The 15,744-nt window shown below is 65.3% G+C and carries 19 protein-coding genes; 5 read left to right on the top strand and 14 right to left on the bottom strand.

Annotated features, from left to right (window positions below; all coding sequences use genetic code 11):
- Positions 1-36: 36 nt before the first annotated feature.
- The 7 genes from coaA to hisB all read right to left on the bottom strand — a co-directional run bounded on the left by coaA (position 37) and on the right by hisB (position 4,802).
- A complete protein-coding gene (coaA, locus tag ACQR13_RS02165) occupies positions 37-993 on the bottom strand; it encodes a type I pantothenate kinase (RefSeq protein WP_315716783.1) in 957 nt (318 codons plus the stop codon).
- A gap of 33 nt (positions 994-1,026) precedes the next feature.
- On the bottom strand, positions 1,027-1,350 hold the full coding sequence (locus ACQR13_RS02170) for a phosphoribosyl-ATP diphosphatase (protein WP_315716784.1): 324 nt from the start codon (positions 1,348-1,350) through the stop codon (positions 1,027-1,029).
- Positions 1,351-1,427: 77 nt separating this feature from the next.
- Entirely contained in the window at positions 1,428-2,204 is a 777-nt protein-coding gene (hisF, locus tag ACQR13_RS02175) for an imidazole glycerol phosphate synthase subunit HisF (protein WP_315716785.1), read from the bottom strand.
- A gap of 11 nt (positions 2,205-2,215) precedes the next feature.
- A complete protein-coding gene (gene hisA / locus ACQR13_RS02180; protein WP_315716786.1) occupies positions 2,216-2,950 on the bottom strand; it encodes a 1-(5-phosphoribosyl)-5-[(5-phosphoribosylamino)methylideneamino]imidazole-4-carboxamide isomerase in 735 nt (244 codons plus the stop codon).
- A 59-nt stretch (positions 2,951-3,009) separates the two neighbouring features.
- Complete coding sequence (gene hisH, locus ACQR13_RS02185) at positions 3,010-3,660, bottom strand: imidazole glycerol phosphate synthase subunit HisH (protein ID WP_315750522.1); 651 nt, start codon at positions 3,658-3,660, stop codon at positions 3,010-3,012.
- On the bottom strand, positions 3,657-4,181 hold the full coding sequence (locus tag ACQR13_RS02190) for a DUF2628 domain-containing protein (RefSeq protein ID WP_315716788.1): 525 nt from the start codon (positions 4,179-4,181) through the stop codon (positions 3,657-3,659). Before ACQR13_RS02190 ends, hisH begins: the two co-directional genes overlap by 4 nt.
- 27 nt (positions 4,182-4,208) lie before the next feature.
- Positions 4,209-4,802, bottom strand: coding sequence for an imidazoleglycerol-phosphate dehydratase HisB (gene hisB, locus ACQR13_RS02195; RefSeq protein WP_315716789.1), 594 nt, complete (start codon positions 4,800-4,802; stop codon positions 4,209-4,211).
- A gap of 195 nt (positions 4,803-4,997) precedes the next feature.
- On the opposite strand from hisB, the gene hslV reads away from it, so the two are divergent.
- The 4 genes from hslV to ACQR13_RS02215 all read left to right on the top strand — a co-directional run bounded on the left by hslV (position 4,998) and on the right by ACQR13_RS02215 (position 8,761).
- A complete protein-coding gene (hslV, locus tag ACQR13_RS02200; RefSeq protein ID WP_315825696.1) occupies positions 4,998-5,576 on the top strand; it encodes an ATP-dependent protease subunit HslV in 579 nt (192 codons plus the stop codon).
- The gene (locus tag ACQR13_RS02205) at positions 5,576-6,073 is read left to right on the top strand and encodes a GNAT family N-acetyltransferase (RefSeq protein WP_315825695.1); all 498 of its coding nucleotides are present in this window, start codon (positions 5,576-5,578) and stop codon (positions 6,071-6,073) included. The genes hslV and ACQR13_RS02205 overlap by 1 nt, the downstream gene beginning before the upstream one ends.
- A 27-nt stretch (positions 6,074-6,100) precedes the next feature.
- Positions 6,101-7,405, top strand: coding sequence for an ATP-dependent protease ATPase subunit HslU (gene hslU, locus ACQR13_RS02210; protein WP_315716792.1), 1,305 nt, complete (start codon positions 6,101-6,103; stop codon positions 7,403-7,405).
- Positions 7,406-7,639: 234 nt separating this feature from the next.
- Positions 7,640-8,761: a hypothetical protein gene (locus ACQR13_RS02215; protein WP_434862542.1), complete on the top strand. Its 1,122-nt coding sequence runs from the start codon at positions 7,640-7,642 to the stop codon at positions 8,759-8,761.
- A 3-nt stretch (positions 8,762-8,764) separates the two neighbouring features.
- Here ACQR13_RS02215 and ACQR13_RS02220 read toward each other — a convergent pair whose 3' ends face one another.
- The 3 genes from ACQR13_RS02220 to ACQR13_RS02230 form a co-directional block, all read right to left on the bottom strand.
- Positions 8,765-9,340 carry a Smr/MutS family protein gene (locus tag ACQR13_RS02220; RefSeq protein WP_315716794.1) on the bottom strand — a complete coding sequence of 192 codons (576 nt, stop codon included), beginning with the start codon at positions 9,338-9,340 and terminating at the stop codon, positions 8,765-8,767.
- Between the two features lie 12 nt (positions 9,341-9,352).
- Positions 9,353-10,933: a murein transglycosylase A gene (gene mltA, locus ACQR13_RS02225; RefSeq protein ID WP_316166409.1), complete on the bottom strand. Its 1,581-nt coding sequence runs from the start codon at positions 10,931-10,933 to the stop codon at positions 9,353-9,355.
- A gap of 169 nt (positions 10,934-11,102) precedes the next feature.
- On the bottom strand, positions 11,103-11,801 hold the full coding sequence (locus ACQR13_RS02230; protein ID WP_315750514.1) for a Tim44/TimA family putative adaptor protein: 699 nt from the start codon (positions 11,799-11,801) through the stop codon (positions 11,103-11,105).
- A gap of 384 nt (positions 11,802-12,185) precedes the next feature.
- Here ACQR13_RS02230 and secB point away from each other — a divergent pair, with 384 nt between their 5' ends.
- Positions 12,186-12,674, top strand: coding sequence for a protein-export chaperone SecB (gene secB / locus ACQR13_RS02235; protein WP_315716797.1), 489 nt, complete (start codon positions 12,186-12,188; stop codon positions 12,672-12,674).
- Between the two features lie 57 nt (positions 12,675-12,731).
- Here the strand turns inward: secB and dnaQ are convergent, their stop codons facing one another.
- Genes dnaQ through ACQR13_RS02255 form a run of 4 tightly spaced genes read right to left on the bottom strand, consistent with a single transcriptional unit; the run spans position 12,732 to position 15,570 of the window.
- The gene (gene dnaQ, locus ACQR13_RS02240; protein ID WP_434862543.1) at positions 12,732-13,430 is read right to left on the bottom strand and encodes a DNA polymerase III subunit epsilon; all 699 of its coding nucleotides are present in this window, start codon (positions 13,428-13,430) and stop codon (positions 12,732-12,734) included.
- 42 nt (positions 13,431-13,472) lie between these two features.
- Positions 13,473-14,072, bottom strand: coding sequence for a dephospho-CoA kinase (coaE, locus tag ACQR13_RS02245; protein ID WP_434862544.1), 600 nt, complete (start codon positions 14,070-14,072; stop codon positions 13,473-13,475).
- Positions 14,073-14,110: 38 nt separating this feature from the next.
- Entirely contained in the window at positions 14,111-14,719 is a 609-nt protein-coding gene (locus ACQR13_RS02250) for a Maf family protein (RefSeq protein WP_315716800.1), read from the bottom strand.
- Between the two features lie 11 nt (positions 14,720-14,730).
- Complete coding sequence (locus tag ACQR13_RS02255) at positions 14,731-15,570, bottom strand: pyruvate, water dikinase regulatory protein (protein WP_315716801.1); 840 nt, start codon at positions 15,568-15,570, stop codon at positions 14,731-14,733.
- Positions 15,571-15,744: the final 174 nt, after the last annotated feature.

Raw genomic sequence — 15,744 nt, forward strand, 5'->3', positions numbered from 1 at the left:
AGCGGATCAGCTCGGCGCCGCGCTCGCGGGCCCCGCTCACAACCGCCTGAGCGCCACCGTCTCGATCTCGTGATCCGCGCCCTTCTTCAGGATCAAGGTCGCACGCGGCCGTGTCGGGAGGATGTTGTCCTCGAGATTGGCCAGGTTGGTGCGCTCCCAGATGGCGATCGCGGTGGCGATGGCCTCCTCGTCCGACAGCAGCGCGTAGCGGTTGAAGTAGGACCGCGGATCATGGAACGCCGTGTCGCGCAGCGACAGGAAGCGCTTGACGTACCATTTGCGCAGGATCGCCTCGTCGGCGTCGATGTAGACCGAGAAGTCGAAGAAGTCGGAGACGACCGGCACGGCCTGGCCGTCGCGCGGCAGCGGTCCGGTCTGCAGCACGTTGACGCCTTCGACGATCAGGATGTCCGGCTGGTCGATCTCGGCCCACTGATTGGGGACGATGTCGTAACTCAGATGGGAATACACCGGTGCGCGCACCGGATGGCGGCCGGCCTTGATGTCGGAGAGAAAACCGAGCAGCCGCGGCAGGTCATAGCTTTCCGGAAAGCCCTTCTTCTGCATCAGGCCCTGCCGCTCCAGCACCGCGTTCGGATACAGGAAGCCGTCGGTGGTGATGAGATCGACCTTGGGCCGCGGCGACCAGCGGGTCAGCAACGCCTGCAACACGCGCGCAGTGGTCGACTTGCCGACCGCCACCGAGCCGGCGACGCCGATGATGTAGGGCATCTTGCGGTCGCGGATGCCGAGAAACTGGCGCTGCGCGTAGTACAGCCGCTGCGCCGCATCGACATACATCGACAGCAATCGCGACAGCGGGAGGTAGATGTCCTCGACCTCCTGAAGGTCGAGACGATCGTGCATCGACCGCAGCTTGGAGAACTCGCCGGGCTCCAAGGTCATCGGCGTGTCGTTGCGCAGCTCGGCCCATTGTTCGCGGGTGAAGACGCGGTACGGATTATATTGTTGTTCGGTGGTGCGCATGTCCATGACGCTGCCCTTCGTTTCCCCCGCCGTCGCGCCCTACTCCGTCTTGCGCGACGCCTTTTCTTCCAGCCCCGATTGGCCGGTCCGCTTGCCGAGCGCCGCCTCGACCTCCTCGAGCCGGACGTCGCGCGACTTCAACAACACCAACAGATGAAACAGCAGGTCGGCGCTTTCGGAGATCAGATGCTCACGGTCGGTGCCAAGTGCGGCGATGACCGTCTCGACCGCCTCCTCGCCCATCTTCTTGGCGCATTGCGGCGGACCCTTGTCGAGCAGCTTGCGCGTATAGGACGCCTCGCCGCCCGCCGCGGCGCGCGCGTCGATGATGGCAGCCAGATCGTGAAGCGTGAAGCGGGACATCAGCCGGTACTCGGAACGCCTGCCCGACCACGGCGGCCGGACCAGCGTTCATCTAACATTTTTGCGACGCAATGTCGTCAGGGATCGAGCCGCATCGGCAGCCCCTGGCGCACCATGTGCTCCTTGGCCTGCCGGATGGTAAATTCCCCGAAATGGAAGATTGACGCCGCCAGCACCGCGGTCGCGTGGCCCTCGCGGATGCCGTCCACCAGATGATCGAGGTTACCGACACCGCCGGAGGCGATCACCGGCACCGGGACGCTGTCGGCGACTGCCCGGGTCAGCGGCAGGTCGAAGCCCTGGCGGGTGCCGTCGCGGTCCATCGAGGTCAGCAGGATCTCGCCGGCACCGAGCGCGACCACCTCCTGGGCGTATTCCAGGGCATCGATGCCGGTCGATTTGCGGCCGCCATGGGTGAAGATCTCCCAGCGGCTGCCGCCGCCCGGCCGCGACACGGACTTGGCGTCGATCGCCACCACGATGCACTGCTCGCCGAACTTCTCGGCCGCCTCCTTGACGAATTCGCGCCTGCTCACCGCGGCCGAATTGATCGAAACCTTGTCGGCGCCGGAACGGAGCAGGGTCTTGATGTCGTCGATGGTGCGCACGCCGCCGCCGACCGTGACCGGCATGAAGCAGGCCTCCGCCGTGCGCCGGACGACGTCCAGCATGATGCCGCGGTTCTCATGGGTGGCGGTGATGTCGAGGAAGCACAGCTCGTCGGCGCCGGCCGCGTCATAGGCGATCGCGGCTTCGACCGGATCGCCGGCATCGCGCAGATTGACGAAGTTGACGCCCTTGACGACTCGTCCGTCCTTGACGTCGAGGCAGGGAATGACACGGACCTTGAACATCCTGTTTCCTCCTACGCACGCGCCGCGCGGATCAGCGCCAGTGCTTCCGCGGGATCGAGGCGGCCGTCATAGAGCGCGCGGCCGGCGATGGCGCCTTCGAGCTTTTTCGCCCGCGGTGTCAGCATCGCCTTGACGTCCTCGATCGAGGCCAGGCCGCCGGAGGCAATCACGGGAATCGAGATGGCGTCGCCGAGCGCGATCGTGGCGTCGAGGTTGAGGCCCTTGAGCAGGCCGTCGCGTGCGATGTCGGTGAAGATGATCGCGGCGACGCCGGCGTCCTCGAAGCGCTTGGCAATGTCGAGCGCGGTCACTTCGGATGTCTCGGCCCAGCCCTCGACGGCGACCTTGCCGTCGCGCGCATCGAGCCCGACGGCGACGCGGCCGGGGAAGGCCTTGGCTGCGGTCTTCACCAGCTCGGGATCGCGCACCGCCGCGGTGCCGATGATGACACGGGTGATGCCTTTGCTGAGCCAAGCCTCCACCGTCTTGAGATCGCGGATGCCGCCACCGAGCTGCACCGGCATCTTGACGACTTTCAACATCGCTTCCACGGCGTGCGCATTCATCGGCTTGCCGGCGAAGGCGCCGTCGAGATCCACGACGTGGAGATAGTCGAACCCCTGGTCGGCGAAGCTCTTGGCCTGCGCGGCGGGATCGAGGTTGAACACGGTGGCGCGCGCCATGTCGCCCTGCTCCAGGCGCACGCACTGGCCGTTCTTCAGATCAATGGCAGGAAACAGGATCATCGGAGCTGTCTTTCAGGCAAGCGCCCTGCCCGCCTCTTGGACGGACAGGCGCGCTGCGCTCACGGCTTCCACTTCAGGAAGTTGGAAATGAGGGCGAGACCGAAACGCTGGCTCTTCTCGGGATGGAATTGGGTGCCGATCGCGGTGTCCTTGCCGACGATCGCGGTGACCGGTCCGCCGTAATCGGCGCGTGCCAGAACGTCGCTCTCGTTGACGGCATTCAAGTGATAGGAGTGCACGAAATAGGCGTGCAGGCCCTTCGGTCCGAGCGGCAGCCGCTCCAGCACCGGATGCTCTTGCAGCGCATCGAGCGTGTTCCATCCCATATGCGGGATCTTCAGGCTTTCGTCGCGCGGCGTGATCTTCTCGACGTCGCCGGAGATCCAGTCAAAGCCGTCGGTGGTGACGTGCTCCTTGCCGCGCGTTGCCATCAATTGCATGCCGACGCAGATGCCGAAGAACGGCCGCGCCTTGTGGCGCACGGCTTCGGTCATCGCCTCCAGCATGCCGTCGACGGAGTCGAGCCCGCGGCGGCAGTCGGCGAAGGCGCCGACGCCGGGCAACACGATGCGATCGGCGCGATAGACCGTATCGGGATCGCGTGTCACGACGACCTTCTGCGGATCCGCCATGCCGCGCGCAGCCCGCTCGAACGCCTTGGCGGCGGAATGCAGATTGCCGGAGCCGTAATCGATGATCGCAACACTCATCGTCCACCTCCGGGTTCGGGAAACAAGCCAATGATGCTGGCATGCGGCAGCGGCGGCGGGTGCTGCCCATTGCCATTGTCGCGTGTCGGCGGCGCCGCGCCGCGATCGACGGTGTGATTGTCGTAGCCGAGCGTGCTGCGCCGGGCGGCCCAGCGCTCGAAGAAGCGGCGCTCGGCGGCATCGAGATCGTCGGCGACGACGACGTCGATCTGGCGCCAATTGCCGCGCGAGTAGCTCCAGCGCTTCAGGCTCGAGGCTTCGAGCCCGAGCAGGATCGCAAGCAACAGATCGATGCCGGCAATCGCGCCGCCGCTGACGCCGACGCGCGCCAGGATGACGTCGAGCGCGATCATCAGCACGGCCCAGACGAGCATCGCAAGCCAGAGGCGATGCCAGGCCAGCCAGACGGCGCCGAGCACGGCGGCCCAGAAATGGAAGCCGTCGCGGATGAAGACAAAGCGATCGGTCGAACGCAGATCGACCCCGGCGGCCAGGGGAGCGTGAACCGTATAGACGGGCATGTCGATAATCCCTTGGGAGGAGGGAGGTCAGCCGCCGAGCTGACCCTTGGTGGATGGCACTTCGCCCTGATTGCGAGGATCGATCGCAAGGGCTGCGCGGAGGGCCCGCGCCAGACCCTTAAAGCAGGATTCGGCGATATGATGGGCGTTCTCGCCGTACAGCGTCTCGACATGCAGGGTGATGCCGGCGTTCATGGCAAAGGCGTTGAACCACTCGCGCACCAGCTCGGTGTCGAACTCGCCGATCTTGTCGCGCGCAAAGGTCGTGCGGAATACCAGCATCGGCCGGCCCGATACGTCGATCACGACGCGCGTCAGGGTCTCGTCCATCGGCATGTGGATCGAGGCGTAACGGGTGATGCCGGCCATGTCGCCGAGCGCCTGACGCACGGCCTGGCCGAGGGCGATGCCGACATCCTCGGTGGTGTGGTGGAAATCGATATGGAGGTCGCCGACCGCCTTGACGGTCATGTCGATGCGGGAATGCCGGGCCAGCAGATCCAGCATGTGATCGAAGAAGCCGATCCCGGTCGCGATGTTCACGACGCCGGTGCCGTCGAGGTTCACGGACACCTCGATCTCGGTCTCTTTGGTCTTGCGCTTGATGGTCGCGCTACGCATGGGGTCAGCTTTCCCTTGAAAACGCGGCCCTTTTATCAGGCGGATGACACCTTAGCTACTGCGGGATGACGCCCCTCGGCCTTGATCTCGGGCCATGGTGAGCGGATTTCAAGGCCCGCCAGGGCAGGGCAGGGACCCGGTAATTGTATCCCGACGCCTGAACGCCTAAATCAGAGGATCAACCAGGGACCCCCCATGCACGCATCCGCGAACGAGCCCACCGTCTGGCACGGCACCACGATCCTGACCGTCCGCAAGGGGGGCAGGGTGGTGATCGGCGGCGACGGCCAGGTCTCGATCGGCCAGACCGTGATCAAGTCCAACGCCCGCAAGGTGCGCAGGCTCGGCAAGGGCGACGTCATCGGCGGCTTCGCCGGCGCCACCGCCGACGCCTTCACCCTGTTCGAGCGGCTGGAGAGCAAGCTGGAGCAATATCCGGGGCAGTTGACCCGGGCAGCTGTCGAGCTCGCCAAGGACTGGCGCACCGACCGCTATCTGCGGCGGCTCGAAGCCATGATGATCGTCGCCGACAAGGACGTCTCGCTGGTCCTGACCGGCACCGGCGATGTGCTGGAACCTGAGGCCGGCGTGATGGCGATCGGCTCAGGCGGCAATTACGCGTTGGCCGCGGCGCGGGCCCTGCTCGACACCGACAAAGACGCCGAGAGCATCGTGCGGCGCTCGCTCGACATCGCCGCCGACATCTGCGTCTACACCAACCGCAACATCACCATCGAGACCTTGCAGGGCGGCTCAGCCATGGTGCGGGATTAATGGCTCAGGATTACGCCATCCGCGCAATGGCTGCCGCCGACCTGCCCTTGATACGCCGTTGGCTTGGCACGCCGGACGTGATGCGGTGGTGGGGAGAGCCCGACGAGCAATATGCGCTGGTGAGCGGCGATCTCGCTCATCCTGACATGGACCAATTTATCGTCGCGATCGATGGCCGGCCGTTCGCATATCTCCAGTGCTATGCGCTCTCAGCATGGGATCATGGATTCGGGCCTCAACCGCCCGCCACGCGTGGCATCGATCAGTTCATCGGCGAGCCCGACATGATCGGGCGCGGCCATGGGGCGCGTTTCATTCGGCAGTTCGTCGAAGACCTGCTGCGATCGGCCGCGCCACGCGTGGTGACCGATCCAGATCCGGCGAACGCCCGTGCCGTGCGCGCCTACGAGAAGGCCGGATTCAGACGCGATCGGCTCGTCGAAACGCCGGAGGGCTCTGCGCTGCTGATGGTGAGCCAGCCCGGCGACTTGCCCTGATTGCGATCCAAACCTAGCTAGAGCCCCATGACCGACTTTTCACCCCGCGAAATCGTCTCCGAACTCGACCGCTACATCGTCGGCCAGGCCGACGCCAAGCGGGCGGTGTCCATTGCCTTGCGCAACCGCTGGCGCCGGCTGCAGCTCGATGCAGGCCTGCGCGAAGAGGTGCTGCCGAAGAACATCCTGATGATCGGGCCGACCGGCGTCGGCAAGACCGAGATCGCGCGGCGGCTGGCCAAGCTTGCGGGCGCACCGTTCCTCAAGGTCGAGGCGACCAAGTTCACCGAGGTCGGCTATGTCGGCCGCGACGTCGAGCAGATCATCCGCGACCTCGTCGAGGTCGCGATCGCCCAGGTCCGGGAGCGCAAGCGCAAGGACGTCGCCGCCCGCGCGCAGCTCGCCGCCGAGGAGCGCGTCCTCGACGCGCTGGTCGGCGCCAATGCGAGTGCTGCGACGCGCGACTCGTTCCGCCGCAAGCTGCGCGCCGGCGAGCTCAACGACAAGGAGATCGAGATCGAGACGCAGTCCTCCGGCGGCGGCTTGCCGATGTTCGAGATCCCCGGCATGCCGGGAGCCCAGATGGGCGCGATCTCGATCGGCGACATCTTCGGCAAGCTCGGCGGCCGCACTAAGACGCGGCGCGTGACGGTCGAGGCCTCGCACGACATCCTGATCGCGGAAGAATCCGACAAGCTGCTCGACAGCGAGCAGCTGGTGCAGGAAGCAATCAGCGTGGTCGAGAACAACGGCATCGTGTTTCTCGACGAGATCGACAAGATCTGCGTGCGCGAGAACCGCGCCGGCGGCGACGTCTCGCGCGAGGGCGTGCAGCGTGACCTGCTGCCGCTGATCGAGGGCACGACGGTCTCGACCAAGCATGGCGCGGTCAAGACCGACCACGTCCTGTTCATTGCCTCCGGCGCGTTCCACATCGCCAAGCCCTCGGACCTCTTGCCGGAGCTGCAGGGACGATTGCCGATCCGGGTCGAGCTGCAGGCGCTGACGCGCGACGACATGCGGCGCATCCTGACCGAGCCGGAGGCATCGCTGATCAAGCAATATGTCGCGCTGATGCAGACCGAGGGCGTGACGCTCGACATCACCGACGATGCGATCGACGCGCTCGCCGACATCGCGGTCGCGGTGAATTCGACGGTCGAGAACATCGGCGCGCGCCGGCTGCAGACGGTGATGGAGCGCGTGCTCGACGAGATCTCCTTCACGGCGTCCGATCGTAACGGCGAAACCATGCGCGTCGACGCTGCGTATGTGCAGCAACACATCGGCGACCTCGCCAAGAACGCGGATCTCAGCCGGTTCATTTTGTAGTCGGCTGCGCCTAGCAAGCGCTGAGCTTCTTCGCTCCGGCGCGGCGTCAAAATCCGCTGTCGTCCCCGCGAACGCGGGGACCCATAACCACCAAAGCTGATTGTGACTCACGATGGCGGCTCCAGCCTTGCCTCACCACGAACGGCGGCGGCTATGGGTCCCGGCTCAAGGCCGGGGCGACAGTGGTGGACGGGGCGACGACCTCGTCTCCATCTATCACCGCTCGGACGCCGCATGACCGCCGCCTCCAGCAAACACTGGCGCCTGATGCTCGCCGTCAACGCCGCCGTGATGCTCGGCGTCTTCCTGCACAAGCTCACGCTGCCGCCCTACATTCCGTACATCCATCTGCTGGTCGACTATCACTTCGGCTTCATCAAGCGCGCGCTGATCGGTGCCATGGTCGGCCTGTTCGCCGCGAAGGTGCCGGTCTGGCTGGTGTTCGCGCTGGCCGGTTGCGTCTGGCTCATCACCTTCGCGCTGTTCGCGCAGCTCTTCCGCCGCACGTTCGGCTTCGATCGCGCGCAGCTGCCGCTGTTCATCTTCACCGCCTGCTCGCCGTTCGTGTTCAAGAACTTCCTGTTCACGCTCGGCCATTTCGACATCTATGGCTGTCTCGGCGCGATCGTCCTGCTGCTGGTGCCGGCGCGCTCGCTGGCCTACGTGCTGCTTGCGGCATTGATCTCGGCCCTGCTCGTGCTGATTCATCACATCCATCTGCTGATGTACGTGCCGACCATCACCGCGATCGTCGTGCTGCGCTACTACCTGACACGTCCCCCCACTCGCCTGGATATTGCAGTCGGCGCCAGCGCGCTGCTCGGCCTCGGCGCGCTGTTCCTCGCGGCGCAATTCCTCGGCACCATGCCGCTGCCCGAGGCCGACTTCGTGTCCTACTTGCGCTCGCGCATGGTCGATCCGTCGCGCACCGAGCTCTTGCAGTTCGCCTATGTCTGGTATCAGCCGCTCGCCAAGGAGGTGCAGGACACCTGGGCGCGGCTGCCGTCGAACCTGCTGGGCCTGCCCATCTATGCGCTGCTGCTGTGGCTGCACGCGCCGCTGTGGCGGAATCTCAAGGATCTCATCGGCGCCTTGGCTGACAAGCGCCATCGCCAGATCGTCATCGCCGCGCTGATCGTCATCAGCTCCGCTTACCTCGTCATGTTCGCCATGGTGTTCGACTATTCGCGCTGGATCTCGAGCTGGGTGGTCTGCATGGTACTGATGCTGCACGCGCTGAAGACGCTTCCTGCGACCAAGCCGATCACTCCGATCGACGCCGACGACCGCATGACGACGATCCTGGGCTGGATCGTCACCGCCGTACCGCGGATCGGGATCATCCGCCCGTTCTGACGCTCAGCCGCGGGCGCGCCTGATCCGGACATAGAGCGCGCCGGCGCCGCCATGGCCGACATGAGCCTCCTCGAAGCCGACGATGAGCGAGCGGAATTCCGGCAGGCTAAGCCAATGCGGCACCTGCCGCCGGAGCACGCCGCGTTCGGGATCCGCCCCGATGGTGCCCTTGCCGGTGATGACCAGCACGAAGGTGAGACCGTCATGCTGGGCGCGATGCAGGAAATGATGCAGCGCCTGATGCGCCCGACTCTGGGTCATGCCGTGCAGATCGAGCCGCGCATCGATCTCGCTGCGGCCGCGCGACAGCTTCGACCGCTCCTTGCGGCCGAGCGAGACCAGCGGCGGGATCGCCGGCCGGGCCGGCTTGGGCACGACCACCGGCGCGACCGGCCGCGGTGTCATCATCGGCTTGTCCGGCTGCGGCTCGGCCGTCACCATCGGCGGATGCGGCCGCACCGGACGGTGCGTCTTGCGCAGCGGCTTGACCTGGCGCGCCACCGTCTCCCACAGCGTGCGCTCGTCCTCGGAGAGGCCACGCTTGCGACGGCCGCGCGGCGGCTCGGGATCTTCAGACATGGAGACGGCTTGTCATCGGCGGTTGCGATGGCGCCTGCCATAACGCAATCGGCGGATATTGCGATCACTTTCGATACGGGGGCGGGCCTCGGGCAGGGGCACGGGCTGCGGCGCCACAACGTTCTGCGCCACCGTGGTTGCCGGGATTGCGCTCGCGGCGGAAGCAGGGGCCTTCGCATCGTTGACCGGGGAGGCGGCGGCTTTGGCGGCCTCCTTCGGCAGCACCTGCGGAAACAGTTTTGCGATCTTCTCCGACGGGCGTGCATCCGGCAGCGGCATCTTGCGGCCACGCGCGACCGGATCGAGGCTCTTCGGCACCAGCATCACGAACTGGATGCTGTGCTTGAGACGGCCGGAGACCTTGCCGGCGTCCTGGCCGGCGCCGAAATAGAGATCGGCGCGCGCAGGTCCGACGATCGCCGAGCCTGTATCCTGCGCAATCATCAGCCGGTGGAACGCGGTCTTCGACTTCTCGGATTCGATCGGCAGCTCGCCGGTGATGAAGAACGGCGTGCCATAGACGTGCAGCGACTTGTCGACCGCGATCGAACGGCCGGGCGTCAGCGGGATGCCCTGCGCGCCGACCGCCTCGTCCTTCTCCGACAGCTGCACCTCGCGGAAGAAGATGTAGGAGCGGTTCATCCGCCGCAGCTCGTTGGCACCTTCCGGATTCTGCTCCATCCAGTCGCGGATACGCTGCATCGACATCTGCTCGCGCGGAATGATGCCGCGCTCGATCAGGATGCGGCCGACCGGTGTGTAGGGAAGGCCATTATAGGCATCGTAGTTGATGCGGATGGTCGAGCCGTCGTCGAGACTGATGCGCGCCGATCCCTGGATCTGGGCAAACAGCAGGTCAGTCTGATTCCTGAGCCACGCGATCTCCAGGCCGCGGCCCTCGATGGCGCCGTCCTCGATCTCCGCGCGGTCGTAATAGGGGACCAGCTTGCGCCGTCCGATCTTCCGATAGACGGGACCCTTGTTGGGCAGACTCGTCGCGTCCTGCTTGAAGCCACGGACGAACAGATTGGAGGGGCGACGATAGACCGGAACGTTGTAGACCTCGTTCTGGGTCCGCGAGCCCTCGATGACGGGTTCGTAGTAGCCGGTGACGAAGCCATCGACATCGCCGAGCTTGGAGATCTTCAGCGGCTCGAAGTGCCGTTCGAAGAAAGCCCTTGCCGCAGCATTGTCGGCGAGATCGGTGGCCCGAGCGTCGCGACAGGGGTCGCGCAGGGAATCACCCAGCGGCTTGCCATCCGCCTTGGCATCCGGCGCTGCATCCGTCTTTGCGGCGATCGGCTTGCAGCTGGCGCGGAACGTCCGATAGGCCGCAAGCTGGTCGTCGTCGTTCCAGCCGGGCACGTCGTTCCAGGCCAATGGCAGGTACTGGCTGTTGCTGATCTCGAGCGGCCAGTCGAGTTGCGGGTAGGGCAGGTGGCGCACCGGGGGCGCCGCCGCCCGGTGGCGCGAGCGCACCGCCTCGGCCGCATAAGGGGCGAGCGCCACGGCGGCGACGCTCAGGGCGAGCGCCGGCGTCCAGTATTTCAGGCGATGAGCGGTGAAACCCCGCTTCCAAATTTCGCGAACCATGCTTGCACCATCAAAGTACCACTCAACGCGAAATTCAGAGAAAACGGGATGCTGAAAAGATCCGGGTCAAAAAGCCGAGGATGGAGCTCGTCGTCCTCCTTGCAGAACTGGGTCGACATCGAGAGCGGGCGATCTCCCGATGTAACGCCGGCGGCGGCAACCTATTCCATCAATGGCTGCCGGTGCCGACCAGCTTCCAATTGGGATCGCGCGAGCCGGTATCGCGGGCGAAAGTCCAGATGTCGGTGATGTCGGCCACCTTGTCCGGATTGCCGTCGACGATGTTGCCCCCCTTGTCGCGTGTCACCGAGATCATTTGCGAGACGAAGCGCACCGTCACCTGCGCGGTGCGGTCGCGCAGCTCGGCACCGACCAGTTCGGCGGTATCGATGGAGACGAAGCGGGTTTCGGTCTTCTGCTCCTGCTTCTCGCGCTCCTTGATGACGGCGTCGAAACTCTCATAGACCTCGGACGACAACAGGTCGCGCAATGCGCGGCGATCGCCATTGGCGAACGCCAGCACGATCATCTCGTAGGCACTGCGCGCGCCGGTCAGGAAATGGCGCGGATCGAACGACGAGTCGTCGGCGACGATCGCGTCGAGGCCACGGGCGAGCGGTGTGCCCGGCTCGGCCAGGCCACGCCAGCGATCGCCCGGCGCCGGCATCTCGCCGCCGGGGACCGCAGCCGAGGGATCGATGGGCTTGTTGGGAACCGGCATGACGTGGTTGTCCGGCGCGCCCTGGACCGCGTTTCGGGCGGCGTGATCGAACGGCCGCTCGCTCCCGGTGCGCTGCCCGAGCACGGCGCGCAGGCGGATGAAGATGAAGACCGCCAGCGCCAGGAAGATGATGGTATAAATGTCCACTTCGTGTTCGCTTTCTGACTTGTCGAGCCGAACGCGGAGCCCGGCCACCGGGCACCCGTTCTACAGGATCCGGGTAAAGACCCGTGAATCCCTCGGTCGACCCGGATGTAGTCATCGAATTGGGCCCGGCCAATGGCACATTGTGGCCCGGTGATCCTAACCCTTTTCCCTCTCAAGGGGAAATCCGATCGACCTTGGATTGGAACAGAGTAGACGGTCGCTGGTTCCGCCCCCGGGGCGATGCGACAAATAGAGGCATGCCGGCCGGATCAACCCTCTGCCTCGGCCTTTTGCGGCGTCCGTGCCTCGTCCTTGTGGAACAAGCCGGCCCTATGGTAGCCACGCGCCGCAACGACCCGCCCTTTTTGCCTGGAGAACACTGCGATGACCAACGGTAACGGCGCCACTCCCGAGGCGGCTCCTCCTCCTCAACTGAACGTGCTAGCGCAATACATCAAGGATCTCTCGTTCGAGAATCCGAACGCTCCGCAGTCCCTGGCGCCGCAGGGCCAGCCGCCGCAGATCAACATCCAGATCAATGTCGGCGCCAATGCTCTGAATGACACCGAATACGAGGTGACGCTGACGATCGAGGGCAAGGCCGAGAGCGGCAGCCAGGTGATGTTCAGCTTCGAGCTGGTCTATGGCGGCGTGTTCCGGCTGGTCAACATTCCGCGCGAGAACCTGTCGCCGATGCTGCTGATCGAATGCCCGCGCCTGCTGTTCCCGTTCGCCCGCGAGATCGTCGCCAATTCGGTGCGCGACGGCGGCTTCCCGCCGCTGATGCTGGACCCGGTCGATTTCGTCGGCCTGTACCGCCAGAACATGGAGCGCCAGGCGGCGGCCCAGGGCGGCCAGGTGCTGTCGAGCTGATCCGGTTCAGCTTACGATTGATGCTTGCAGGGCGTGATCCGCTGCCGATCAGGCGGATCACGTGCCGGCGAGAAACTCCATCCAGATCGGCTTGTCGCCGAGCGTGGCGATGAAGGCGCGATGCGCCTCTCGCTCCGCATCTGTGACCCGCGGCAACAGCGGCTGCTCGCGCTGACGGCGCGGCGTCTCGCCGGCAGATCCGATGCGGATCTCCTGGCTGTCCTGGGTCAGGATCAGCTGCGACTGCCGCGCCCCGACCAGATCGACATAGACCTCCGCCAGCAGCTCGGCGTCGAGCAACGCGCCGTGCTTGGTGCGGCGTGAGTTGTCGATCGCATAGCGTGAGCACAGGTCGTCGAGGCGGTTCGACACGCCGGGATGCTTGCGACGTGCCAGCAGCAGCGTGTCGACCAGACGGTCCCTCGGAATGGCCGCGCGCTTGACCCGGTCGAGCTCGGCGTTGATGAAGCCGATGTCGAACGAGGCGTTGTGGATCACCAGCGGGGCATCGCCGATGAATTCCAGGAACTCCTCCACGATCTCGTGAAACAGCGGCTTGTCCGCGAGGAACTCGCTCGACAGTCCGTGAACCGCGAACGCTTCCGCCGGCATGTCACGTTCGGGATTGATGTAGCGGTGGTAGACTTGGCCGGTGGGCATGCGGTTGATGATCTCGACGCAGCCGATCTCGACCAGGCGGTCGCCGCGCAAGGCGTCGAGGCCGGTGGTTTCGGTGTCGAGAACGATCTCACGCATCTGATTTGATCCGTCGAATTCCGCGCGGCCGGCGCTCGCGAATCAGCCCCGGCGCTGCGGCATTCTAACGACCTCCGCCAGGATGTCGCGGATGCGTGCCCGCACCGGATCGAGCCCGTGCGAGGTATCCACGACGAAATCGGCGCGCTTGCGCTTCTCGGCATCCGGCATCTGCCGTGCGAGCAGCGTATCGAGCGCTTCTTCCGTCATCGTGCCGCGCGCCAGAATGCGCTGACGCTGGATCTCGGGCGCGGTCGACACCACCACCACGGCATCGACGCGCTTGTCGCCGCCGGTCTCGAACAGCAAGGGGACATCGACGACGGCAACGGGCACGCCGGACTGCTCGGCGTCGTCGAGAAACTTCTGATGATAGGAGCGCAGCATCGGGTGCACGATCGCTTCGAGCCTGCGGATCGCGTCGGGATCGCCAACGACCTTGGCGGAGAGCCTGGCCCGATCCACCTTGCCGTCCACCGTGGTCCCGGGAAATTCGGCTTCGATCGCCGGCGCGGCTTCGCCCTCATAGACCTTATGAACGGTCGCGTCGGCGTCATAGACCGGGACGCCGGCTTCGGCGAACAGCTTTGCGGTCGTCGACTTGCCCATGCCCATCGAGCCGGTCAGACCCAGCACTCTCATCCGCGGTCACTCCCCCTTGCGCGTGGCTGCGGTCGGCCTCAGATCCTGAGCAGCTTCGCTTCGCGAAAATAGGCGAGCAGCGGCAGCAGCGGCAGGCCGAGGATGGTGAAGTGATCGCCGTCGATGCGGTCGAACAGGTGCACGCCGAGCCCTTCCAGCTGGTAGGCGCCGACGCTGGATGTGACGGTTTCGCCGGCGGCATCGAGATAGGCTGCGATCTCGGTTTCGGTGAGGGCACGCATCGTCATCCAGGCGACGGCGACGTGCGAGAACAGCACCTCGCCATTGCGGACCACGGCGATGGCCGAGTGCAGCGCATGGGTGCGTCCGCCCAGCGCCAACAGTTGCTGCATGGCATGCTGGCGGCCGGCCGGCTTGTTGAACATGCGCTCACCCAATGCCAGCGTCTGATCCGCGCCCACCACATATGAATTGGGCCTGTTTGCCGAGACCGCTGCGGCCTTCGCGTTGGCAAGGTGCAACGCGATCTCGTAGGGCGCGACCAGACCGGCTTCGGCCTGCACCGCGCGTTCGTCGATATCGGCCGGAAGCGCCTCGCACGCGAGTCCTGCGTTCGCGAGCAGCATCCGCCGCGCGCGGCTCTGCGATGCCAGAATGAGAGGCTCGTCACTGCACCAGATGGACATTGATCCGCTCACTAGTCCGGAAGCCGCTGCCGCTGCCGGTCGGTATAGAGTTTCAAGATCGCGGCAGCCGTCTCCTCGATCGAGCGCCGCGTCACGTCGAGCATGACCCAGTTGAACTTCGCACTCAGCTTGCGTGCATAGGCGACCTCGTCCGTCACCGACTGCTTGTCTACATAGTTCTCATTGCCGGATTCCGCACCCATGCTGAGCAGGCGATTCTGCCGCACCTGGATCAGCCGCTCCGGGGTCGCATGCAGGCTGACCACCAGCGGCTTCTTCAATGTCTCGAGCTGATGCGGGATCGGAATGCCCGGGACCAGCGGCACGTTGGCGGTGCGCACGCCGCGATTGGCGAGATAGATCGAGGTCGGAGTCTTCGACGTCCGGCTGACGCCGACCAGCACCACTTCGGCGTCTTCGAGACCGTCGACCATCTGCCCGTCATCGTGGAGCATCGTGTAGTTCAGCGCATCGATGCGGGCGAAATATTCGGCATTGAGCACGTGCTGCGCACCGACGCGGCCGGCGGTCGATGCGCCGAGATAGGCCTCGAACAGCTGCATCACCGGACCGATGATCGACAGGCTCGGGATGTTGATCTGCTGGCACTTGGCTTCGAGCCGGCTGACCAGATCCTTCTCGAGCAGCGTGAACAGAACGATGCCCGGCGCTTCCTCGATCTCGTCGAGCACGCGGTCGAGCTGCTTCTGGCTCCGCACCAGCGGGTACACGTGCTCGACCGGGGTCACGTTGGTGTATTGCGCGGCGACCGCACGCGCGACCGTGATCAGGGTTTCGCCCGTCGAATCGGAAACCAGATGGAGGTGAAAGTAGTTGCCGGTGGTGGGCATCAAATCCTTAACGATCTGTGAATCCCTGTGAAGGATGGGGCCAAAAAGTCGCCTCGGACCGCTCCCTTTGTATAACCCCGATTGTTCTGCACATGGTCGCCGTCCGGGACAACGTCAGGCAGCAGCGCGATGATATCGGGACGAGGCCCATTTGTCTCTGGATAAGCTGTCGAA

Source organism: Bradyrhizobium sp. HKCCYLRH3059, assembly GCF_051168035.1.
Taxonomy (GTDB): Bacteria; Pseudomonadota; Alphaproteobacteria; order Rhizobiales; family Xanthobacteraceae; genus Bradyrhizobium.